Here is a 21,507-nt window from a genome sequence, read left to right as displayed (position 1 = left end):
GCGCGCCGCGTGTGCAGGGAAGCGGCGCTGTGAAGGTGTTGGGTGGCGGGATCGTTCCTGCCGCCCAGGCGGACAACACGGTAGCCGATCAGGGCCGTGCCGCGCACTCCTTGGTGCCATACCTCATCGATGTGGCACATCTGCACCGTGCCGCCCGGCTTTGTATGCGGCGCAGCTCGGCGCCGGGCGCCGACGGGCTCACCTGGGCCGGTTATCGCCGTGATCTGCGCGGTCGGCTCGCCGCGCTCGCGGCCCGGCTGGCCGACGGCACGTGGCAGCCCGCGGTGAACCGGCTCGTAGACATCGAGACCTACACCGGAAAGCTGATGACCGCGGTCATCCCGACGGTCGAGGACCGGATCGTGCACCGGGCGATGCGCACCGCGGTCGATCCGCTGCTCGACGCTTGGTTGGCGCCGTGGGTGTCGGCGTACCGGCCGCGCCGCAACCGGCTCACCGCGGTCCGGCAGGCCGCCGCGCACCTGTCCAGCGGCAACCGTTGGATCGTCGACGTCGACGTGGCCGACGCCTCGTTCGGCGGTGACGTGGACGAGTGTGTCGGCTGGCTCGCCGAGATCGTCCACGACGGCACATTCCTGGACCGGGTGCGCACCGCGATCACAGGCTTGCCGTGGCCCATGGCGCCCGGCACCGGGCTGTGGCCCGTGCTGTTCCAGCTGCGCCTCGGCCAGGCCGACCGGTTGCTCGACGGTCTGCACGTGGTCCGGTTCGCCGACAACTACACCGTCTTCGCGGCCAACCGCGAACACGCCCTGGCGGCGTTCGACCGGATTAGCGATGCCCTCGCTCGCCTGGGTCTGAAGCCGAACAGGCGCAAGAGCCGGATCCGGGAGCCGGGAACGAGCCATCCCGAAGATCTCTACCTGATCGACGGGTGACGCCATGGCCCTCGCTATGGCCTGGACACTCGTGCCCGGCGGAGTGTGCCGGTACGGCGACGCCGGCCGGCCTGTGCTGGTCGCGGACCTCGAGGTGACGACCACCCCGATCACACACATGCAGGCCGGCTATCCGGGCGCGGAACCGGACCTGCCGATCACGCAGATCACCTACCGCGAGGCCACCGACCTGGCGGCCCGGCTCGGTGGCCGGCTTCCCCGCTCCGTGGAATGGGAATGGCTGGCCGCCGGCCCCAATCGGCGCGCGTACCCATGGGGTGATGCGGATGCTGACTTCTGCCGGGCGGTGCTACGACCGACCGGCTACCGGCAGCCCGTCGCTGTCGGCGGCCGGCCTGCCGGAGCCACCCCCGACGGAGTTCTCGATCTTGCCGGTTTGGTCTGGGAATGGACCGCAACGCCGGTGCTGGGCGACGGACGGATCATCCGGGGCGGCTCGTACTGCTCGCCTGCCTTGTACGCCCGCAGCACCTTCCTCAACGCCGCACCGCAAGAGCTGCGCTCTGCCGGTATCGGACTACGAATCGTGAGGCAACGATGAACCCCACACCGACCGCAGTCGCCAGCAGCGTGAACCACGATCCAGTGGGCGGCAGGCTCATCGTGCTGGGCTGCTCGCGACGTAAAACCGCCAGCACCGAGCCGATGCCCGCACTGGAGCTATACCAGGGCGGCTGCTTTCCGCAGATCCGGGCCCGGCTCGGCGGCCAGCCGGCCCTGCGTGCCCGGATCCGAATTTTGTCCGCCCGGCACGGCCTCGTCTCCGCCGACGCCCCGCTGCGGACGTATGACCAGCCGATCAACGGCACCAACCTGGTCAGCCTCACCGCGCTGGTCGACCAGCAACTCGCCCGCGAGCTGGCAGCCGGCGGTGTCCCCGCCGAGCTGCTCGTCGTCGCCGAGCCGGCGTACCTCGAGCTGCTGGGTGAGCTTCCGGCGTCGTGCCGGCTGCGGTGGATCGAGGATCCGCGCGGCTGGTACGCCGCGTCCGCAGTGCTGGACGGATGGGGATGGCCGTGACCGTCGCACAAACCCTGCTGCAGCGGCTGGCCGGGCGCGACAACGACTACGACCCGATCATCGCCAGTCTGTCTCGCAACCTGAGGGCCGGCTGGCACGATCCGTCGCCACGCTCGGACGCCCGCGGTACCTCCGTGTCCGTGGTCATCGCGGCGCGCAACAGCGCGTATTGCCTGCCATCGGTTCTGGACGCCTTGGCCCGGCAGGAGACTGACGGCAAGTACGAGGTCATCGTCGTCGACGATGCGTCCACGGACTCGACCGGCCAGATCGCCGCCGCGCACCCGGTCACCAGCATCGTGTGGCGGCTGCCGCAGCAGGTCGGCTCAGGCCCGGCCCGCAACGTGGGAACAATGCTCGCCGAAGCGCCGACCGTCGTCTACCTGGACGCCGACATGGCACTGCCGCGACACGTTCTCGCCACCCTTGCCGGGCGCGCCCACGACGACCTTGTCCTCGTCGGGTTCCGACAGAACGTGCCCTTCCAAGAAGGGCCAAAAGGGGTCGCCGTCGTACCGGCCGGCGAGCCGGATCTGACCGCCGACCATCGGGTGGTGTGGCGGCCGCCTACCGGCGTCCCGATGTTCTACACCGGGATGGTCTTCGACAAGCCGGTCAACGGCAAGCCGCTGGATGACACCGACGAGTTCCGGGCTCTGGGGCACGGGCAGCGGTACTACGACTGGGACCTTCCGCGGATGGTCGTGACCGCGCTCGTCGCGGTTCCCCGCGCGAGGGTTGTCGCCTGCGGCGGATTCGACCCGGGTTTCTCCGAGGGGTGGGGGTGCGAGGACACCTACCTCGGTGCCCGGCTGATCGCCGCCGGCTGCAAGGTAGCGCCCGTGCGTTCCGTGCGTGGATTCCACCTCGATCCTCCGCAGGCCGAGCAGGTGTGGCAGCAGAAGTTCGCCACCGCTGCACGCAACGTCGAGCGCTACTGGCGGCTGCTGGACACCCCCGATAACACTGCTCCGCTCACCAAGCAGCCGTCCGCCTTGAAGCTGATCACCGAAGGGATACAGCTGAAATGATCCGCGTGTTCGCCGCCTCGCCCGACCTCGGTGGCATCCTGCACGACCCTGCCACCGGCCTAAACCACCACCTGCCCCTCAGATTGACCAGCCAGCCGCCAACGGGACGACTCGTCCTCGACGACGGCGAACTCGGGCCGCCGATCTCCGTGTCGCGGGCCATGCCCGTGTCGTTGTGCTGGTCCCCGCTGGTGCGCTGCAACCTTGCCTGCGCCCACTGCCTGGACGACACCAGCGTGCACGAAACCGACCAGCTCGAACGACACCGCGTTGCCGGAGTCCTCGCCGGCTCCGGAGTGCTCGGCGTCGACATCTCCGGCGGCGAGCCGCTGCTGCTGCGCGAGCTGCCGGACCTGGGCCGCCGGGTTGCCGGCGGCGGCCGGACCGCGGCAAGTGTGACCACCAACGGATGGCACCTTGAGCGGCGCGCCAGCGAACTGGTCGACGCGTTCGACGCCGTGCGGGTGAGCTTCGACGGCGCCACCGGCGAAACCCACGACTACCATCGCTCGGCCGGCAGCTTCAGGCGCGCGACCGCCGGGGTACGCGCGGCCGTCGCGGCGGGCCTTCCCGTGCAACTGCAGATGGTGTTGATGCGCTCGAACCGGGCCGAGGCCGCCGCCATGGTCGACCTCGCAGTGCGGCTCGGTGCTGGCGGCGTCACCTTCCTGCAGATGCTGCCGATCGGGGCCGGCGCCACCGTCACCGGACAGATGCTCACCGACGACGAGGCCACCGAGCTCGTCGGCGCTCTCGCCGTTCCTGCCGGATTCCGGCTGCGGTTGCGGACCCGGGCCGGTGCCGGCGGTTTCACCGTGATCCGCGCGGACGCCCGGGTCTGGCGCAACGACCCGCATGGCACCCAGATCGCCGGCACCAAGCCGCTGACCGAAGCGGCTGATCTGCTGCCCGAACCGGTGGCAGCGGCATGACGCCGGCAGACAGCGGGCAGCGTGTCTTCGAGCGGCGCCGGATCTGGCAGGTCACCGACCCCGTGCTGGCCGAAGGCTGCGAGATGCTCTCCAGTGCCGCATACGTCAAGTACGCGTGCTTCACGGTGACCATCGGCATCGCCGGCGGCGGCCGGATCCCGGCCGAACGGATCGCGAAGTCCGCCGGGCGGATCGCCCATACGGTCCGCGCCCAGCACAACCCCACCGACGAGCTTTACCAGCAGGCCACCGGCTCCGTCACCGTCGATGTCACCGGCCTTGCCGAGGCATTGAACAGCCGGAAGCTGTTCGGCGAGATCTTGCTGGTCGATGACATCTGCGGCACGGGCGAAACGTTCGCGGCGGTGACCGACGCTCTCGGCCCGTACCTGAAGGCGGACGCCAACATCCGCACCGTCGCCCTGTGCCGCAACATCGGCTCGGCGTACACGCCGGATCTGTGGCTGTGGGACGTCGCCGACTGGGTGCACTTCCCGTGGGAGCACGACCTCGAACCCGGCCAGCGCACTGAGGTGCTGACCATCCCGGAGCGGGTACAGCGCCGATGACCACTGTCGCGTTCGTGCTCGTCTCGTTCACCCCCGACGCCCCCGCCGGGATGGAACGCGCCACCGCCGGTCTCGCCGCAGGCCTGGCCGCCCTCGGCCACCGCACGATCATCATCACCGCAGCACCCGCCGCGCCCGCCCGGTATGCCGGAGCGACCATCCGCAGACTCACCAGCCTGCGCGTGCCGTGGCCGTCCGACGACCAGACACTGCGGGCCACGATCACCGCCGCAGCCGACCTGATCACCGCCGAACTCGTCGACATCTACCGCGAGCTCCAGGTGGACGCCGCCGTCTACGTCGACGCGTTGTGGGGCCTGGGCCGCATCATGCCGGCCACCATCCCGCACCGCCGAGTCCTCGTCGCCCACGTCATCGGTCACCAAGAAGACCTCGAACTTGCACTCGCCCGGAAGCCGGACGCCGTGCTCGTCCCGTCTGCCTCCGCGCGAGCCGAGGCCACCGCACGCGGCTTCGACACCACCTCATGGCAGATCTTGCCCAACCCCCTGCTGACCGAGCCAGCACCACCCAACCGGCAGGACCGGACCCGCCTGCGGACCGACGGACCCATTCGGGTGATGGCACGGCCCGCTCCCGAGAAAGGCATCCTGCCGTTACTCGCTGCCGCCGGCGACGCGGCCGTACGCGCCGACCGCCGCGTTCACGGCACCAGCGGCGCGTCAACCCGAATCGAAGTGGCGCTGGCGAAAGCCGGCTTCGAGCTGACCATCGGCAGCCAGGACGACACCATCACAAGGTGCACCGCCTACTGCGATGCCGCAGGAATCTCGCTCGGTGACGGATTGAGCTGGGATACCGCGCCCCGCTGGCTCGCCACAGCCGGGCTCGTGATCGTGCCCTCGCTGCGCGAAACGTTCGGTCTGGTGGCGTTGGAGTCAATGGCCGGCGGCACCCCAGTCATCGCCTACCGCACCGGCAATCTACCGGCCCTGATCGGTGATGGGGGCGTGCTCGCCGACCTCGAAGCCGGACCCCGAGCCCTGTGGCGCGCCGCCTGGCAGCTACGCGCCGATCCGGTACGTTACGAGACAGCATCACGGGCTGCTTACTACCTTGCACGGGACTATCGGCCCGCCCACATCGCTGACCTACTTCTCAAGGTGGTGAGCTGATGGGCGCTGTCCCGTCACGTCTCGATCCGTCCGTTCCGCTGCTGCTCGTCGACGGCCACAACCTTCTGTGGCGTGCATTTTTCGGCTTCCCCGCCAAGATCATGTCGAAAGACAAGACCCGCGACATCACCGGCCTGTTCGGCTTCTTCGCGCTACTGGGCGTTGCCATCCGTGAGGAACTCCCGCACCCGCCCGAGATCATCGTGGTCTTCGACGGTGAGCACGGCACCGCAGCCCGCAAGGCCACTGACGTCTCGTACAAGGCCCAGCGTCCCGTCGATGAGGACGCGATGGCCCCGATCCTGCAGCTACCTGCCGTCAAGGACGGCCTGGATACCCACGGCATCGCCTGGGCCGAGATCGATGACCAGGAAGCCGACGACGTCATCGCCACCCTCGCCGCCGCCGATGCGGCCCGGCGGGTCTACATCATGTCCGGCGACCGCGACTTCTACCAGCTCATCGACGAGCGGATCACTGTTCTCAACACCGCCATGCACCGCGGCAAACGCCACATCGACGAGCAGACCGTGCTCGCCAAGTTCAAGGTGACGCCCGCGCAGTGGGCCGATTTCCGCGCCATGACCGGAGACCCGGCCGACAACATCCCCGGCGTCCGCGGCATCGGCCCAGGAACTGCCGCAACGCTGCTCGCCGACGGGCAAACACTGGAGACCCTCCACGAGAACGGCCGGATGAGCGGTAGCCGAACCGCTGCCCTGTCCGCCGCCTGGGACGACGTCCTGAAGTGGCGCGCCATGATCCGGCTCAACCGGGGCCTGCCGCTGGACATCAAACCCACCGCTGAGCCGTCCGCACTGCTCCCGACACCCGCGGCGGTTGTGGAGGCGATCGGCCGATGGTGAAACCCGCGGTCGACCTACTCACGATCATGGCGCACCCCGACGACGCCGAACTGTGGGCAGGCGCGACGATCGCCGCCGCCCAGTCGGCGGTCATCGCCGTTACCGCACACGATCCGATCCGCGACGCCGAGGCCGCCGCGGGCGCCGGCATCCTCGGCGCCCGACTCGAACGGCTGCCCGACGTTTCCGTCGCGTCCGTACAGCAACTCCTTCGCCGCCTGGCACCGCAGGTCGTCATCACCCACCACGTCGACGACGTGCACCCGGATCACCGGCGCACCGCCGAGATAGTCATCAGCGCACTGCCCGACGTCGTGATCGAGACCGGCCTTCCCGCGCGGGTGTACACGTGCGACGGCTACAACAACCTCGACCGCCATGGCCGGCCCATCTATCTGCCCATCATGATCAACGCCTCCGGGCAGTGGGAAACCAAGATCCGGGCCCTGCGGTCACACAGCTCGCAGCCCATCGTCGAACACTTCGGCCCGATGGCCGAGGTGCTCGGCAGACTCCACGGCCTGCGCATCGGCACCCAGTACGCCGAGGCGTTCGCTCCGGTACCCGTTCTCGGCCGCCTTCCCGAAACAGCTGGCCTGTTCGGGCCGTGTCCCGAGCACGCCGACGCAGATGCCGGACGAATCTCCGCCTGACGGCGGCCGGAGAATGGAGACCTCACGTGGCCGGAGCCCTGCACCACGTCGCGCTTACCGCCATCGACCTGGAAGCCAGCCGTTGCTGGTACGACGCTTGCCTCAGTGTCATCGGCTACCAACCAGGCACCGTCGACCCTCGCATCTGCACCTGGGGCGGCATAACGCCGGAAGTCCTGCTCTATCCCGTCGAAGGCGCCGACCGTGAACCGCATACCCACGGGCGACCTGGGCTCCAGCATCTCGCGATCGAGGTCGATGACCGCGGCATTGTCGACGCCGCGCACTCCGCAGTCGTGCAGATCGCGACGGGCCGCGTCGTGCATCCGCCACAGGAATATGACTACCTGCCCAGTTATTACGCGGTCTTCGTCGAAGATCCCTCCGGAAACCGATGGGAGATTCTCACCACGACCAGCGCGGCGACATGACGGCCGCTTCCGGTGGTAGCGACACGCGATCTTCGGCCGTACGCGCGAATGCTGTGCCGGATCGGCGGAGTCAGTCGCGCGTCCGGCACCGCGCCACACCCGCGGTCCGGTACCCGTTGAACGTGACCGCTTTGGCTTGACGTCGCAGCCCCCTCCATTCCCACCGGGCGGCCTCGCCCACGACTTCGAGGAGAGCTGATCGAGTGAGTGCACCCGAGACCGAAGCCCCGCACAGCGATCTCCCGTCACAGCGCAGCGCGGCTGCGCGCGAATCCGTCCTGCCCGAGCTGCGGCCGATGTGGTGGGAGCAGGGCATGCGGGCGCGCATCGACGCCGGGATGCTGGGCGTCTTCGCCGAAATGCCGAAGCTGATCGCCGAGGCGTTGCGGATCAGCTGGCGCGCCGACCGGATGCGGACCGCGACCGTAGCGGGCACGACGCTGACGGCCGGCGCGATGGCCACCTTCGGGCTGCTGGCCACGCAACGGGTGCTGATCGAACTGTTCGCGTCCGGCCCGACCCCGGCCCGGGTCGAGGCCGCGCTCCCCGCACTCGCCTGGCTGGCCGCCTCGATTGCGGTCCGCGGCGGGCTCGGCATCGCCACCGGGTACGCCCTCAACGGGCTCACTCCGCGGATCAACCAGCAGGCCGAGCGGCGGCTGTTCGAGACCACGACCGCCGTGCAGCTCGACTCTTTCGACCAGGACGACTTTGCCGACAGCATGGAACGCGCCTCGCGCGGCACCGAGTCGGTGATCGACCTGATCAAAGGCGTGATGAACCTGCTCGCCGGGATCGTCAGCTTCCTCGCCGTCGCGATTGCTGTGATCGTCATCCATCCGCTGCTGCTGCTGGCGCTGCTGCTGGCGACCACCCCGAATGCGTACGCGGCGCTACGGGCCGGGCACGAGCGATTCCAGACCTACCTGCAAGGGTCCGCCCGCCGGCGCCGACTGTGGGTGCTGCACAAGCTGATGGCCGAACGCGTCTCCGCCTCCGAACTGCGCTCGTACGGGCTGCGCGACTTCCTACTGGGCCAGTACGACCAGGTGATGGGCGCCCAAACGGAAATCGATCTGGCTCTGGCCCGCCGGGTCACCACCACGACCAGCATCGGCGCGATTGTCAGCGGCATCGCCTCCGCCGGCGTGTACGTGCTGCTGGGTGTCCTGCTGCTCGACGGACGCATCCCCCTTGCGGCAGCGGCCACCTGCGTGGTCGCCGTCCAGGCGGCCCAGCGCGCCCTGACGCAGGTGACCTTCCAAGCTGACCATGTTTTCGCCGAGGGCCAGCACTTCAACGAATACATCCGGTTCCTCGACCGGGCAACGTCCTACCTGCCTGAGCGGCACGAGGAGCCTGCCGCCCGGCCGGAGGACTTGCGCGAGCTGGAGATCCGGAGCGTGGCGCACCGCTATCCCGATCGGGAAGCGCCCGCCGTTGACGACGTCACGCTGAGCATCCGGGCCGGCCAGACGGTGGCCTTCGTCGGTGAGAACGGCTCCGGCAAGTCGACGCTCGCCGCGATGATTGCCGGCCTGCGCACACCCAGCGCGGGAGCCATCCTGTGGAACGGCCGGCCCCTGACCGCCTGGGACAGCATCGCGCTCAGCGCCCGCATCTCGGTGGTGCTGCAGGAGCACCACAAGTGGCCGTTCACCGCCGCCACCAACATCGCGCTGGGCGACATCAACACTCCTGCCGAGCAGACTCGGATCGAGGCGGCGGCGGCGATGGCCGCCGCCCACACCATGATCCAGGACCTGCCCAAAGGGTACGAGACGCTGCTGGACCGCACGTTCAAGGACGGCCAGGATTTGTCCGGCGGCCAGTGGCAGCGCATCACCGCCGCCCGCGGCTTTCTCCGCGACGCCGACCTGCTGATCATGGACGAGCCGTCGTCCGCGCTCGACCCGCGCGCCGAGGACACCCTCTTCCAAGCCATCCGCAGCCGGCAAGGGCAGCGCACCACCATCCTGATCACGCACCGGCTCGCCAACGTCGTGCACGCGGACCGGATCTTCGTCATGCACGGCGGCCGGCTCGTCGAGCAGGGCACTCACGCCGAGCTGATCGCGGCCGGCGGCCGATATAGAGAGCTGTTCTCGCTGCAGGCAGCCGGCTACACCAGCTCCGGCGTGGCGTCATGAATCCCGGCGGCGACGACACCACCCCAGCGGCCACGGCGATGCTCGCTGCTCTTGCCGAGGCCCGCGCGGACTGGCTCGGCACGGCGGTGACCCGGCTGCGATCCCACCCTCTGGCCGTCGCGGCGTGGCTGTTCGGGTCGCTGGGTCGCGGCGACGCCGATGCGCTCAGCGACATCGACCTGATCGTGGCCGTCACGCAACCCCCGCCGTCCGACGTCTTCGCCGGGTTGGGCCTACCGGGCCGGAGGCTGTTCGCCCGTCCTAAACCGCGCAACGCCCCCGCCGGGGGCGCCTACCTGGCCGTGTGCCTGGAACTAGCTGGCCTGCCGGTGCTCGTGGACCTGTATCTGTGGCCGGCGGCAACCGCCGCTCATCCCGCCGATGGCCTGCTCCTGTTCGCCGCTGAGCAACGGCGGCGCGCGGACCTCGGGTTCATCGCGCTGCTGGACCGGCACCCCAGCAGCGACACCCGCGGCAGTGACCCCACAGCACCCGAGACAACCCTGATGCTCCTGCAACTGGCCGCGAAGTACCTGGCCCGCAGCGACCACGCGCGCCTGGCCAGCATCTGCGCACAGCTCGGCATTCCCAAAGCATCGAACGGCGCCGCGCTGCGCAGCCGGCTCGCCGACGCCGTCGATACACAAGCGCGCCCGGACCTGGCAGCGGCCGTCATCGCGGCCGAGCGGCTGATCGCGCTCGCCGACGCTGTGACGGCCCTGCCCCTGGCAGCGACGAAAAACAACGGGCCAGACCTGCTCGGCCCCACCACATCGCCGGCGCCTGCATCTGCGGCAGAAAGGGATCGATCATGACGGACGAGATCTTCGCGGAGGCGCAGCGGTGGCGGGAGCTGCCCGACGATCGCAACGGCACCAGCGAGCTGGAGCTGTCCTGCCGCGTCAAGAAGATCGGCGAGGTCGTCGAGGCACGGCTGGGTTTGCTGGGCAGTAATCCGCGCAAGGGAACGACCCACACCGTCGATAACGCGGTCGGGAAACTCGCCGATGTCGTGTTCACCAGCCTCACCGCGATCGCGAGCATGGGCATGGACCCGCGCCAAGCGGTCGCCGCCTGCGCGGCGAAGGCCGCCGCGTACCGGGCGGAACTCGCTCACCAGACACCAGCGGGCAACCAGGCGGGCGCGGCGTGACCGGCGCGGCACAACTGCCCCGCGAGGCCCGGCAGGAGCGGATGCCTGACACGTTCGCGCAGCTGGTCGCGAAGGTGCACGCGCGGACCCGCCGGTTCCCGGACCACAACGGCCCGTTCGAGCGGCTGGCCCGGTTGCTGGAGGAAGCCGGTGAACTCGCCCCTCAGGTCAACCACGCCGAAGGAACTGGGGTCAAGGTCGCCAAGCTCGGACGGTTCGACCCGGCGAAGATGGGGAAAGAGATCGAGGACGTGCTGCGGACCGCGCTCGGGATCGCCGTGCACTACGACCTCGTCGACGACGTGCGGGCGGGCATCGCCGCGCATTACGCGAACCACGTCGCGCTGGGCCTCATCGACGCACCGCACGACCCGCCGGCCGGACGTTCGCCGCGGTGACCGTCGAACCCGCCGCCAGCACCGACCTCCATCCGGCGCCAGCTGCCCGGGACACGGTACGGCAGGCGTGGACGGCGTACGCGGTGTCGCAGGCCGGCAGCGGTGTCGGCGCGGGCGCGCTGCCCCTGGTCGCGATCCTGGTCCTGGACGCCTCCGACTGGCAGGTGTCGCTGCTGTCCGCGGTGGCCGGTGTCGCCGCCGCAGTGACGATCATGCCGCTCGGGCCGTGGGTCGAGTTCCACCGCAAACGACCGACCATGATCAGCGCGGACGTGCTGAGGTGCGCGACGTTGGTCAGCGTGCCGGTCGCGGCGTGGCTGGGGAAGCTGACGTTCGGGCAGCTGTGCGTGGTGGCCGCCGCGCAGACAGTCGGGACGATCGCGTCGTCGGCAGCCAGCACCGCGTTCCTCAAGCACCTGGTGCCCTCGAACCGGCTGGCGCTGGTCAACAGCCGGTGGGAGACGACCATGTGGACGGCCAGCACCGCCGGCCCGCCAACGGGCGGTCTGCTGGTCTCCGGGTTCGGCCCGTTGGCCGCGGTCGTGGTCGACGCGGTTAGCTTCGCGGCCTCCGGCCTGTCCCTGGCCCGGATACGGCACCGTGAACCGGAGGCGGTCGGCCCGGCGAAGGGCCGGCACTCGATGGCCGATATGACCGCGGGCTGGCGGCACATCGCCGCCCACCCGGTCCTGCGTCGGCTGTTCGCGCACTCGCTGATCTTCGGTGGGTGCATTGTCGGTTCGACTCCGCTGATCGCTGTGCTGATGCTGCGCGACCTCGGGTTCACGCCGGCCGCATACGGCCTGGCTCTCGGGCTGCCGTGCGCGGCTGGGGTGCTCGGCTCGCTGGTGGCGCCGCGGATCATCGCCCGCGCCGGGCTGATGCGGGTCCTGCTGGTCGGTGGCGCGGGCCGCTGCCTGTGGATGGGCTTCATCCCGCTCGCGCCCGGCACGACGGCGGGGCTGGCCATGATCGTCGGCGCGGACACGGCGCTGCTGTTTGCCGCCGGGGTGTTCAATCCGGCGTTCGCGACGTACCGGATGCAGGCCACCGCCGACGGCTACCTCGCCCGGGTCGCCGCCGCGTGGGCGGTCAGCAGCAAGATCGCCCAACCGGTCATGATCGCCGCAGGCGGGTTGGCTGCCGCGGTTTTCGGCGCCCGGACCGCGCTGCTCGCGCTGGCCGCCGTGTTGCTGGCCACCGTCGTCATCCTGCCCTGGCGCGCCTGGCCGGCCACCCGCCCGGCGGCCGGCACCAGTCCCGGAGTACTGCCGTCGTCGGAGGAAGCGTTATGACCGATCCGATGCTGCGCGGCCGGTTCGCCCGGCCGATCCGGCGCGGTGAGGCTGTCGAGCGGTTGATGGGGCCCGGCGCGCAGAACGTGCACGCGCTCCTCGATCATTTCGCGCAGGTCGGCTTCCAGCTCGCGCCACGCAGGCTCGGCACCACGGCGGACGGGACCCGGGAGATCCTGAGTCACCTGCCGGGTGACACCGGCTATCCGCTGCTGACCGCCGAGCTGCGCAGCGACGACACCCTTGTCGAGGTCGTCCGCGTGATCCGGGATATGCACGACGCCACGCAGGGTTTCGTCGCGCCGCGGCCGGGCCGCTGGCACCGCCTGGAGCCGGCCGTGCCCGCCGTCATCGACTGCATCGGCCACCACGACCTGACCCCATGGAATCTGGTCTTCGACGGCACGACCGTGGTCGGCATCATCGACTGGGACCTCGCCGGCCCGTCGAACCGCGTCTGGGATCTCGCCTACGCCGCCCACCACTGGATTCCGCTGCACCCGCCGGACGGGCTGGCCGGTTTCGGCTGGGGCACCGAGCCCGACCGTGCTGGCCGGCTGCGGCTGCTCACCGACTCCTACGGGCGCGGCGTCCGCCCCGAACAGGTCGTTGACTTCGCGGTGCTGCGCCTGCTGGGGATGGCCGCGCACATCGACGACCGGGTCCACGCCGGCGATCCCGCGTTCGCGGTGCACCGCGACGAGGACCATGCCGCCGGCTACCGGCGGGCCGCCGATTACGTCCTGGCCGACCGTGACCGTCTGCTCGGCGCCGCCGGTCACCTTGCCGGGAGGAGGTCGCCGCGTGCAGCGGATCGCGATCGTCGGTAACGGGGGCGCGGGCAAGACCGTGCTGGCCAACCGGCTCGGCGCCGTCTTGGGGATCCCGGTTACGCATCTCGATGACCTGCGCTACGCCGAGGACGGCACCACGGTCGCCGAGAACACCTTCGCCGACCAGCAGCAGGCGATTGTTGCGGGCGAGAGCTGGATCGTCGAAGGGAACTCGCTAGCGTCGATGCCGATCCGGCTCGCCAGGGCCGACACGGTGATCGTGGTCGACCCGCACCCGCTGGTCTGCCTGCTCGGGATCCTGCAGCGCCGGCTGCGCTACCGCGGCGGTCGGCACCCCGACGGCGTTTTTGATCGTATTAACGGATCTTTCCTCTGGTATGTCGGATGGCGGTATCGGCGGGACCACCTGCCGCGGGTCCAGGCGTGCATCAGCGACCATTTCCGCGGCGCGGTGGTCGTCCACCTGACCAGGCGGGAGCAGGCGAACCTGTATCTGGACGTAATGGCTTACCACCGCGGTAGGGGTGCCCGGTGATCGATCTTCGCGCCTACGCCGCCGATCCGGCCTTCAGGACCAGCACGTTCGTCGTGGTCGACTTTGAGGGCTGTACGCCGAAGGGTTACCCAGCAGAGCCGATCGAAGTCGGTGCAGTAGTGCTGCGCCCGGCAGGCGCTGTCCTGGCGGAGGTCGGCCGGTTCGCGGCGCTGATGCGCCCGCCCGCGCACGCGCCGGTCACCGCCCGGCAGGTCGGCATCACCGCGGAGATGGTCGCCGACCGGCCACCGGCCGGCATCGTGCTCGCCGAACTCGACACCAGCCTGCGCGAGCCGCCGTACGTGGCGGTCGCCCATCACGCCTCGACCGAGGCCAACATCCTCGCCCGATACGCCACTGCCTGCCCCACCCTGGCAGCGGCGCCGATGCTGTGCACCCGTCGCCTGGCCCAGCACGCCTACCCCGGCCTCGCCTCGTACAGCCTCGACGCGCTGCTGGCCCACACTCGCATACCGGTGCCGGCCGGACGGCACCGGGCGCTGCCCGACGCCCTGGTCACCGCCGCGCTGCTGCAGCGGCTGCTCACCGACGGCGCCACCCGGCACGGGTGGTCACGGCTGAGCCAGCTCAAGCAGCTGGCCGGCCTGCCACCACCCGGCGGCGCCGCTCCTGCCCAAGATGCCCTGTTCTGACCACGCCCGCCTTGTGCACCCCCGGAGGAGACGACGTTGAGCACCACCCACCAACCCGAGCCGACTGCCCCGCCCCAGCACCCGGTCCCGCCCCAGCATCCGGTGGACGTCTTCCTGCTGCTTCACGACGGCGACACGGTGTTGCTGGGGATGCGGGACGGCACGGGCTACGCCGACCATCAGTGGAATCTCCCGAGCGGCAAGATGGAGCACGGCGAGGACGTCGTCACCGCGGTCCGGCGGGAAGCGGCTGAGGAAATCGGGATCCGGTTCGAGCCGGACGAGCTGCAGTTGGCCGGCGTGGTGCATCACCGCAACGCCTGGCACGGGCGGATCGGGGTGATCTTCTCCGTGGCCTACGACCCCGATCGCCACGGCGAACCGGTCAACCGGGAGCCGCACAAGTGCGCTGAGATCCGGTGGGTCGGGCTCGACGCCATCCCGGAGAACACCTATCCGTACACGGTCGCCGCCATCGAGGTGTGGCGGACCGGAACATTTCTGCAGCTCAGCGGCTGGCAATAGTGGCCAATCGTGGGGATCCCCTGTGGCTGCGCTGACACCTCTTCACAGTCGTCACCGCATCTGATTGTTCGCCGCCGTGAAGGAGCACCGTGACGGCTTTGTTCATTACCCGGCCACCGTGGCAAACCGTACCGATCCGCGTGGCCCGCGCCGTCGAGGGTCGTGTTGGCAGCCCGGTCCTCACATTTCACGATGCTCACGGCGGCATGGCGCCCGGTCCGCCCGCTACGTTGGCGCTCGGCTCGTCCAGCGAGCAGGGCAGCGAGTCTCCCTCCGCACCCGGGCCCCGCTCTGCCCGCCCCGGACGTCGCGCGGGATGAGACCCGATCGCGACGGCCCAGAGGCCCGGATCAACGAATTTCCCACCACAGACGGGCTATCGATCCCCGCAGCAAGACCGCACCTGCCGCTAACCAGCCGTCTCCCCTGCGCACTTGGAGGAGCCATGACCGACCTCGATGACGTTTTCGGCGCCGTACCCGCTGCTGCCTATACCCATCACGAGCGCTATGGAGAGACCGTCCACCGCTCCGTACCCGAGTGGATCCAGCGCGAAGTTACCTCCCTACAGGTTCAGGCCGGGCACTGCGTTTTGGAGATCGGCACCGGCTCCGGATACAGCGGCGCCCTCCTTACCCAGCTGTGCGGGCCGTCCGGGCGGGTCACGAGCATCGACATCAGCGACGAGCTCATCGACCGGGCGCGAGCGATTCACGCCGAACGCGGGGTCACCGGGGTCGACTGCTACGTCGCCGACGGCCACGAAGGCTTTCCCCCGGCGGCACCTTTCGACCGTGTTGTCGTGTGGTGCACGCCGCCGCGGCTGCCCCGAGCCTTGGTTGACCAGGTCGTGGACGGTGGGCGGATCGTTGTTTGCCTGCCGATTGCACGCCTGCCCTCCATCACCCTGATCACGACCATCACCGTCGCCGCCGGCCAGCCGCAGGTGCAGGCCGTCACCGGTGGCATTTACGCCCAGAGCACCCCGACCGCGGTGGACGACGCCGTGACCGTTCCCGGCCGCTGGGTCGACTACTGCGACCCCCAACCGGATCCGTCCTGGATCGCCATCGGCTGGCGCGCCGACGACCCTGACGGCAGCGGCGCCCGTTCGGGCCTCAACCAGCTCCTGCACCCCGGACACACCGAGACCTACCGCGATTTGGAAGCGGACTGGCGGTCCTGGAGCGCCTTCACCGCAGCCCTGGCCGACCCGAGCCTGAGCCTGGTCTCACTCCGCAACGAGATCCGCGGGATCGGCCACACCACCGCCACGTCGGCGGCCGTGATCTTGACCGATGCGACCGTCATCGCCGATAGCCCCGGCTCGGTGTCCATGGCGGTGCTGCGGGCCTGGCTCACGCGGTGGGAACAGGCCGGCCGCCCCGCGCCCGACGGGTTCTCCACCCGCCTGGTGCCGTATGACGGCGCCGGCCTGCCCGGCTGGGACTTGCACGCGCTGCCACCCACCGCCCCACGACACGACACGAGGAAAATCAGCGAATGGCGATGACGAATGGCCGCCAGCGCGCTCAGGTGGATGTGCACCTGATCCTGCGCCGTGGCGATGACATCCTGCTCGGCCAGCGGATCAATACGGGCTGGGCCGACGGGTGCTGGCATCTGCTGGCCGGTCACGGCGAGGACCATGAGCCGGCACTCACCACGCTGATCCGGGAAGCCCGCGAAGAACTGGGCATCACCATCGAACCCGGCAACGCCCGGCTTGTGCACGTGCTGCACCACCTCACCGAGTCCAGCCGCATCGCCCTGTTCTTCCAGGTCACCACCTGGACCGGCGAACCGGCCAACACCGAGCCGGACAAATGCGCCGGGTGGCAGTGGCACCACCTGGACGACCTGCCGACGCCGATGATTCCCTACGCGCGGCAGGCCCTCACCGACTACCGTGCAGGCCTGGCGTACAGCGAGCTCAGCTGGCCGCGATAGCCATGGTGCCGACACTTCGACTCTGCGTGTACGGCACCGCGGGCTCCGGGAAATCAACCGTGAGCCGGCTGATCGCCGAGGACCTGCACGGCCGCGGCATGACCATGCAGATCATCAAGATCGCGCTGCCGCTGTATCGGCTCCAGCAGCACCTCTACGCGAGCGCCGGCCGCGACGTCGACCTGTGGACTCACGACAACGAGTTGCTGCGGGTGCTCGCTACCCAGCTGCGGCGGATCAACCCGGACTTCCTCGCCGACGACTTCCTCACCCGGACGCGTGCCTGCTGCGCCGACGTCGTCATCAACGACGACCTGCGCGACACCGCCGTGGACTACCCGCGCCTGGTCGCTGACGGTTTCTGCTTCCTGGGCGTCCGGTGCGACGACGACGTCCGGCGCCGGCGCCTCACTGCCCGCGCCGACATCACGATCGTCGCCGACAGCGCCGACGGCTGGGGCTTCCACACCATCCGGCCCCACTGGAGCATCGACAACTCCGCCGACGACCGCGACGACCTGTGCAAACACGTCAGTGCGATCGTCGACCAGTGGCTCGACACCACCGCGAGCCGCGACCAGCCCACCAGCCAGGGCCGGGCCAGCCAGCCATCCACCGGCGAAACGGAGAACCCCCGATGACCTCGCCACTCTTCGGTGTCGGCACGACCGTGGTACGCCGCGACGTGCTCAACGGCCGCGTGTGGACCGCCGCCGCCCACCGCGTGCTGCACGACGACGGACACAAACTCGTGCTCGTCAGCTGGCCCGGCACCGTCGGCTACGCACTGACCACCTGGATCCAATGGTTGACCGACGGCAACAGTCGATCCCGCCCGCAGGCGGTAGCCGACCTGGCCGCTGGGACGTGGGAACTCGGCCAGTGGGTGTGGCGGGACACGGCGGTCGTGACCTGGATCGGCCTCGACCCCGACCTCAGCCTCCAGGCGTATCTACCTGTCGACGGCGGCCCGACCCAATGGAAGATCAACTTCGAGCGGCCGGTCACCCGCACGCCGATCGGCATCGACACCTGTGATCTCCTGCTGGATCTCATGGTCGACCCGATCGCCGGGAGATGGCGGTGGAAGGACGCGGACGAGTACGCCCAGGCCCGAACCCTTGGATTGATCTCGGACGCCGACGACGAGCGCGTGCGGGCAGCCCGGAAGCGCGCCGTGGCGCTCGCTGAATCCGGTGACGGGCCGCTGGCCGAAGACTGGTCGCAGTGGCGAGTCCCGGACGACTGGTCCCTGCCCGTGCTGCCACCGCGTGTGCTGGACCACGTCGCCTGGTGACCCGCGAGCCTGACCACAAAGCCGTGCCCGGCTGGCGACCGCCGCCGAGATCGCCTGCCCTGACCGCGCAGCCCCGCATGTATCGGCCCGGACCGGGCACCTATGGAGAGGACAGTGCCAATGGATTCTGTCGTTGAGGACATGTCGCCCGAGCAGCTACGAGACAGGCTGGCGACCAAGTTGGTCGCGAAGAATTGGATCCGGACACCCGCGATCGAAGCAGCGGTGCGTAAAGTGCCGCGGCACCTGTTCGTCCCCGACACCGTCACCGCAGCCGAGGCGTACGAGGACACGACCGTCGCCACAAAACGCGGCCTGGACGGCAAGACGATGAGTTCCGTGTCGGCCCCGTGGCTACAGGTTTTCATGCTGGCCGAGGCCAGGCTGCGGCCGGGCTCACGGGTCCTGGAGATCGGCTCCGGCGGCTACAACGCCGCCCTGATCGCCGAGCTCGCCGGCCCGCAGGGGCATGTCGTCACCCTTGACATCGACGCCGACGTCACCAGCGCAGCCCGAGCGTACCTGGACCGGGCCGGCTATCCGCACGTCCAGGTCGTGCACGGCGACGGCGAACACGGCCACCAGCCCGGCGCCCCCTACGACGCGATCATCATCACCGTCGAAGCCGCCGACATCCCACCCGCGATCATCGAACAACTCGGACCCGCCGGTGTCATCGTCATGCCGCTGCGGATGCGCGGCATCACCCGAGCTCTCACCCTGCGCCGCCGCGGCGATCACCTCACCGCGACCGCAGCGCTGCAATGCGGATTCGTGCCGATGCAAGGCGCCGGCCGCGATCTGACCCGCCGGATCCTCCTGCGCGGCGACGCCGCCGTGCTGCGCCTCGACGACCCGACCGAGGTGGACGCCGCCGCGCTGACCGCGGCCCTGGACCGGCCCCGGGCCGACGTGTGGTCACCGGTCACCATCACCGGGCAGGAAGGCACCTCCTTCGAGGGCCTGCACCTGTGGCTGGCCAGCCAGCCCCGCCCGTTCGGCACCCTCATCGTCGACCGCGAGCGCACCGCCGGCCTGCTCGAGCCACAAGACAAATTCACCTGCCCCACCCTGCTGAGCACCGACAGCCTCGCCTACCTGACCATGCGCACAACCGGCGACAACCGCTGGCAGTTCGGCGCCCACGGCTTCGGACCCGGCGCCGACACCCTCACCAGCGACCTGATCGACCTACTCACGGCCTGGGACCGCGACTACCGCCACCGCCCGGCCCCGGACATCACCGTGCACCCCACCGGCACACCCCTACCCGACGGCGACCAGCTGCGGCTGCTGGTCCCGCGCCGGCACACCACGATCGCCGTCACCTGGCCCGCACCGGCAGGCCCACAGTGACCACCGCCCCGAAACACCCGACGCTCGTCGTGATCCGCGGCAACTCCGGCTCGGGAAAGACCACCACCGCCCGCGAGGTCCGCCGACGAGCAGGCCGCGGAACCGCACTGATCGAGCAGGACTACCTGCGCCGGGTCCTACTCAGAGAACACGGCGGCAACCGGATGCAGCCGGTCGCACCGGCGTTCATCGCCGCGACCACGCGCGCCGCGCTCGACGCCGGCTATCACGTCGTCCTCGAAGGGATCCTGGACAGCGCCGGCCACGGCCCGATCCTGCGCCGGCTCATCGCCGAGCATCCCGGGCCGAGCGCCGTCTACTACTTCGACGTGTCGTTCGACGAGACGGTACGCCGCCACCTGAACCGTGCCGAGCCGATCGCCGCGACGGACCAGATGCGCGGATGGTACGCGCCGGGCGACCTGCTCGGCGTCGACGGGGAACACGAAATCGCCGAGAGCACCGGCTTCGACGAGGCCGTCACGACGATCCTGCAGACCAGCGGCCTGGGCAAAGCCACACCCCTGACCCCGTGCCCCACCCGCTGCCCCCGCTGCGCCGAGAAGCGCAACGCCGCAACCCCACCCGCCGATGCCGACCAGCCGGCCGACCATGGCTGATCCGCCCCGCGAACCGGCCCGCGATGAGTTGCTGCCCGAGTGGCCGCGCCTGGTCTTGGAGGGCGAACGGGTCCTGATCAGGTCGCCGGCTCCCGGCGACGAACCCGCTCTGATCGAGATGGCCACCGACGCACGGGTGCGCCGGTACCTCGGCGGCCCCGCCGACCCGGACACCGCGGCCGCCAGCGCCCGACAAAAGGTAACCGGCCAGCCGGGGCAGTTCGTGATCGTCGAACGGGCGACCGGCGACGTCGCTGGCAGCGGCAGCCTCGCCCGCAAACGCGGGCCGTGGGAGATCTCCTACCAGCTCCGCGACGGCTTCACCTGCAGAGGGCTCGCCGGCGGCCGCCGTGAGGCCACCTCGACCCTGCTGTCGCGCGCCTACGCCGTCGCTTCGTCGCTGGCCACCAAACAAGGTGATGACGCGATCGCCCTGGCGATGGCTGATCGGGCACGATCTGAAGCGGTCACCGCCGGCGACGATGCCGCGTTGACCGCAGCCACGCACGTGCTGGCGATCACCATGCGCCGCGACGGGCACCACACCGCCGCGCATAATCTGCTCGTCGGCACCGCCGCCCAGCTCGACCTGTCCTACGCCGACCCGGCGCCGGGCACCGTCGCTGCGTACGGCACCCTGCTGTGCACCGCCGCCTACACCAGCGCCCAGGCCGGCGACGCCACCAATGCCGACACGTACCTGACCGAGGCGGCCGCCGCCGCCCGCCTGCTCGGCGACCACGTGGGTTCCGGCGTTCATCCGTTCAGCCCGACCACCGTCGCCATGTACCGGATCAGCGTGCACACCACGCTCGACGACACCGGCAAGGCGCTGGAGCACGCCGCCGCCGTCAACCCGGCCCGTCTGCCGACCGCCGAACGTCACGGCCGCTACCTGGTCGACACCGCTCGCGCGTGGCACCGCCACGGCCGGCCAGACCGGGCCGCTCATGCCCTGCTGGCTGCGGAACGTCACGCGCCGGAGGACGTGGCCAGGGCCAGCGTGCGTGACCTGGTCGCGACCCTGCTGTACGCGCCGACGCCTACCCCGGCCGCGCTGCGCGACCTGGCGGGGCGGATCGGCGTCAGCTAGATTCCGTCTCTTAAATCATCGTGATGATCCTGCATGTCGATCGTTGGATCGGGTGTGGCGCGCGGAATCTGACGAACCAGGAACGGGCTGTGCTAGCACCGTTGCTGCCGGCCCAGCCGGTTCAGGGCCG

Annotated in this window: 26 protein-coding genes; all 26 read left to right on the top strand. The window is 70.0% G+C overall.

Annotation, left to right across the window (positions count from 1 at the left end; translation table 11 throughout):
* The first annotated feature begins 29 nt into the window (after nucleotides 1–29).
* The 26 genes from L3i22_RS30430 to L3i22_RS30310 all read left to right on the top strand — a co-directional run bounded on the left by L3i22_RS30430 (nucleotide 30) and on the right by L3i22_RS30310 (nucleotide 21,377).
* Entirely contained in the window at nucleotides 30–899 is an 870-nt protein-coding gene (locus L3i22_RS30430; protein ID WP_255657274.1) for a reverse transcriptase domain-containing protein, read from the top strand.
* 16 nt (nucleotides 900–915) lie between these two features.
* Entirely contained in the window at nucleotides 916–1,461 is a 546-nt protein-coding gene (locus L3i22_RS30425; RefSeq protein ID WP_255657272.1) for an SUMF1/EgtB/PvdO family nonheme iron enzyme, read from the top strand.
* Complete coding sequence (locus tag L3i22_RS30420) at nucleotides 1,458–1,940, top strand: DUF6884 domain-containing protein (protein WP_221320946.1); 483 nt, start codon at nucleotides 1,458–1,460, stop codon at nucleotides 1,938–1,940. Before L3i22_RS30425 ends, L3i22_RS30420 begins: the two co-directional genes overlap by 4 nt.
* Nucleotides 1,931–2,971: a glycosyltransferase family 2 protein gene (locus L3i22_RS30415; RefSeq protein ID WP_221320945.1), complete on the top strand. Its 1,041-nt coding sequence runs from the start codon at nucleotides 1,931–1,933 to the stop codon at nucleotides 2,969–2,971. Before L3i22_RS30420 ends, L3i22_RS30415 begins: the two co-directional genes overlap by 10 nt.
* A complete protein-coding gene (locus L3i22_RS30410) occupies nucleotides 2,968–3,903 on the top strand; it encodes a radical SAM protein (protein ID WP_221320944.1) in 936 nt (311 codons plus the stop codon). The genes L3i22_RS30415 and L3i22_RS30410 overlap by 4 nt, the downstream gene beginning before the upstream one ends.
* A 62-nt stretch (nucleotides 3,904–3,965) precedes the next feature.
* On the top strand, nucleotides 3,966–4,472 hold the full coding sequence (locus L3i22_RS30405; RefSeq protein WP_221320943.1) for a phosphoribosyltransferase: 507 nt from the start codon (nucleotides 3,966–3,968) through the stop codon (nucleotides 4,470–4,472).
* On the top strand, nucleotides 4,469–5,608 hold the full coding sequence (locus L3i22_RS30400; protein WP_221320942.1) for a glycosyltransferase family 4 protein: 1,140 nt from the start codon (nucleotides 4,469–4,471) through the stop codon (nucleotides 5,606–5,608). Before L3i22_RS30405 ends, L3i22_RS30400 begins: the two co-directional genes overlap by 4 nt.
* Nucleotides 5,608–6,474 carry a 5'-3' exonuclease H3TH domain-containing protein gene (locus L3i22_RS30395; protein ID WP_221320941.1) on the top strand — a complete coding sequence of 289 codons (867 nt, stop codon included), beginning with the start codon at nucleotides 5,608–5,610 and terminating at the stop codon, nucleotides 6,472–6,474. The genes L3i22_RS30400 and L3i22_RS30395 overlap by 1 nt, the downstream gene beginning before the upstream one ends.
* Nucleotides 6,468–7,127, top strand: a complete 660-nt coding sequence (locus L3i22_RS30390; protein ID WP_221320940.1) for a PIG-L deacetylase family protein — start codon at nucleotides 6,468–6,470, stop codon at nucleotides 7,125–7,127. The genes L3i22_RS30395 and L3i22_RS30390 overlap by 7 nt, the downstream gene beginning before the upstream one ends.
* 26 nt (nucleotides 7,128–7,153) lie before the next feature.
* Nucleotides 7,154–7,558: a VOC family protein gene (locus L3i22_RS30385; RefSeq protein ID WP_221320939.1), complete on the top strand. Its 405-nt coding sequence runs from the start codon at nucleotides 7,154–7,156 to the stop codon at nucleotides 7,556–7,558.
* 296 nt (nucleotides 7,559–7,854) lie between these two features.
* On the top strand, nucleotides 7,855–9,708 hold the full coding sequence (locus tag L3i22_RS30380; RefSeq protein WP_221330227.1) for an ABC transporter ATP-binding protein: 1,854 nt from the start codon (nucleotides 7,855–7,857) through the stop codon (nucleotides 9,706–9,708).
* On the top strand, nucleotides 9,705–10,523 hold the full coding sequence (locus L3i22_RS30375; RefSeq protein WP_221320938.1) for a nucleotidyltransferase domain-containing protein: 819 nt from the start codon (nucleotides 9,705–9,707) through the stop codon (nucleotides 10,521–10,523). Before L3i22_RS30380 ends, L3i22_RS30375 begins: the two co-directional genes overlap by 4 nt.
* Nucleotides 10,520–10,861 carry a hypothetical protein gene (locus L3i22_RS30370; protein ID WP_221320937.1) on the top strand — a complete coding sequence of 114 codons (342 nt, stop codon included), beginning with the start codon at nucleotides 10,520–10,522 and terminating at the stop codon, nucleotides 10,859–10,861. The genes L3i22_RS30375 and L3i22_RS30370 overlap by 4 nt, the downstream gene beginning before the upstream one ends.
* A gap of 41 nt (nucleotides 10,862–10,902) precedes the next feature.
* Nucleotides 10,903–11,259: a hypothetical protein gene (locus tag L3i22_RS30365; protein WP_221320936.1), complete on the top strand. Its 357-nt coding sequence runs from the start codon at nucleotides 10,903–10,905 to the stop codon at nucleotides 11,257–11,259.
* Nucleotides 11,256–12,554 (top strand): MFS transporter, encoded by a 1,299-nt coding sequence (locus tag L3i22_RS30360; RefSeq protein WP_221320935.1) that lies wholly within the window; start codon nucleotides 11,256–11,258, stop codon nucleotides 12,552–12,554. Before L3i22_RS30365 ends, L3i22_RS30360 begins: the two co-directional genes overlap by 4 nt.
* Nucleotides 12,551–13,384 (top strand): phosphotransferase, encoded by an 834-nt coding sequence (locus L3i22_RS30355; RefSeq protein ID WP_221320934.1) that lies wholly within the window; start codon nucleotides 12,551–12,553, stop codon nucleotides 13,382–13,384. Before L3i22_RS30360 ends, L3i22_RS30355 begins: the two co-directional genes overlap by 4 nt.
* Nucleotides 13,359–13,883, top strand: coding sequence for a topology modulation protein (locus L3i22_RS30350; protein ID WP_221320933.1), 525 nt, complete (start codon nucleotides 13,359–13,361; stop codon nucleotides 13,881–13,883). The genes L3i22_RS30355 and L3i22_RS30350 overlap by 26 nt, the downstream gene beginning before the upstream one ends.
* The gene (locus tag L3i22_RS30345) at nucleotides 13,880–14,536 is read left to right on the top strand and encodes a PolC-type DNA polymerase III (RefSeq protein WP_221320932.1); all 657 of its coding nucleotides are present in this window, start codon (nucleotides 13,880–13,882) and stop codon (nucleotides 14,534–14,536) included. The genes L3i22_RS30350 and L3i22_RS30345 overlap by 4 nt, the downstream gene beginning before the upstream one ends.
* Before the next feature lie 36 nt (nucleotides 14,537–14,572).
* Complete coding sequence (locus L3i22_RS30340; RefSeq protein WP_221320931.1) at nucleotides 14,573–15,061, top strand: NUDIX domain-containing protein; 489 nt, start codon at nucleotides 14,573–14,575, stop codon at nucleotides 15,059–15,061.
* Nucleotides 15,062–15,506: 445 nt separating this feature from the next.
* Nucleotides 15,507–16,574 carry a protein-L-isoaspartate O-methyltransferase gene (locus L3i22_RS30335; RefSeq protein ID WP_221320930.1) on the top strand — a complete coding sequence of 356 codons (1,068 nt, stop codon included), beginning with the start codon at nucleotides 15,507–15,509 and terminating at the stop codon, nucleotides 16,572–16,574.
* Nucleotides 16,565–17,011 (top strand): NUDIX domain-containing protein, encoded by a 447-nt coding sequence (locus tag L3i22_RS30330; RefSeq protein ID WP_255657270.1) that lies wholly within the window; start codon nucleotides 16,565–16,567, stop codon nucleotides 17,009–17,011. Before L3i22_RS30335 ends, L3i22_RS30330 begins: the two co-directional genes overlap by 10 nt.
* A gap of 59 nt (nucleotides 17,012–17,070) precedes the next feature.
* Nucleotides 17,071–17,652, top strand: coding sequence for a hypothetical protein (locus L3i22_RS30325; protein ID WP_221320929.1), 582 nt, complete (start codon nucleotides 17,071–17,073; stop codon nucleotides 17,650–17,652).
* Nucleotides 17,649–18,308: a DUF402 domain-containing protein gene (locus tag L3i22_RS30320; protein WP_221320928.1), complete on the top strand. Its 660-nt coding sequence runs from the start codon at nucleotides 17,649–17,651 to the stop codon at nucleotides 18,306–18,308. Before L3i22_RS30325 ends, L3i22_RS30320 begins: the two co-directional genes overlap by 4 nt.
* 120 nt (nucleotides 18,309–18,428) lie before the next feature.
* Nucleotides 18,429–19,664 carry a methyltransferase, FxLD system gene (gene fxlM / locus L3i22_RS53800; protein ID WP_255657269.1) on the top strand — a complete coding sequence of 412 codons (1,236 nt, stop codon included), beginning with the start codon at nucleotides 18,429–18,431 and terminating at the stop codon, nucleotides 19,662–19,664.
* The gene (locus L3i22_RS53795) at nucleotides 19,661–20,284 is read left to right on the top strand and encodes an AAA family ATPase (RefSeq protein ID WP_255657268.1); all 624 of its coding nucleotides are present in this window, start codon (nucleotides 19,661–19,663) and stop codon (nucleotides 20,282–20,284) included. The genes fxlM and L3i22_RS53795 overlap by 4 nt, the downstream gene beginning before the upstream one ends.
* The gene (locus tag L3i22_RS30310; RefSeq protein ID WP_221320927.1) at nucleotides 20,277–21,377 is read left to right on the top strand and encodes a GNAT family N-acetyltransferase; all 1,101 of its coding nucleotides are present in this window, start codon (nucleotides 20,277–20,279) and stop codon (nucleotides 21,375–21,377) included. Before L3i22_RS53795 ends, L3i22_RS30310 begins: the two co-directional genes overlap by 8 nt.
* Nucleotides 21,378–21,507 lie beyond the last annotated feature (130 nt).

Source organism: Actinoplanes sp. L3-i22, assembly GCF_019704555.1.
GTDB lineage: Bacteria > Actinomycetota > Actinomycetes > Mycobacteriales > Micromonosporaceae > Actinoplanes.
The sequence above is the reverse complement of the archived record's forward strand: the minus strand, read 5'-3'. Positions and strand labels throughout refer to the sequence as shown.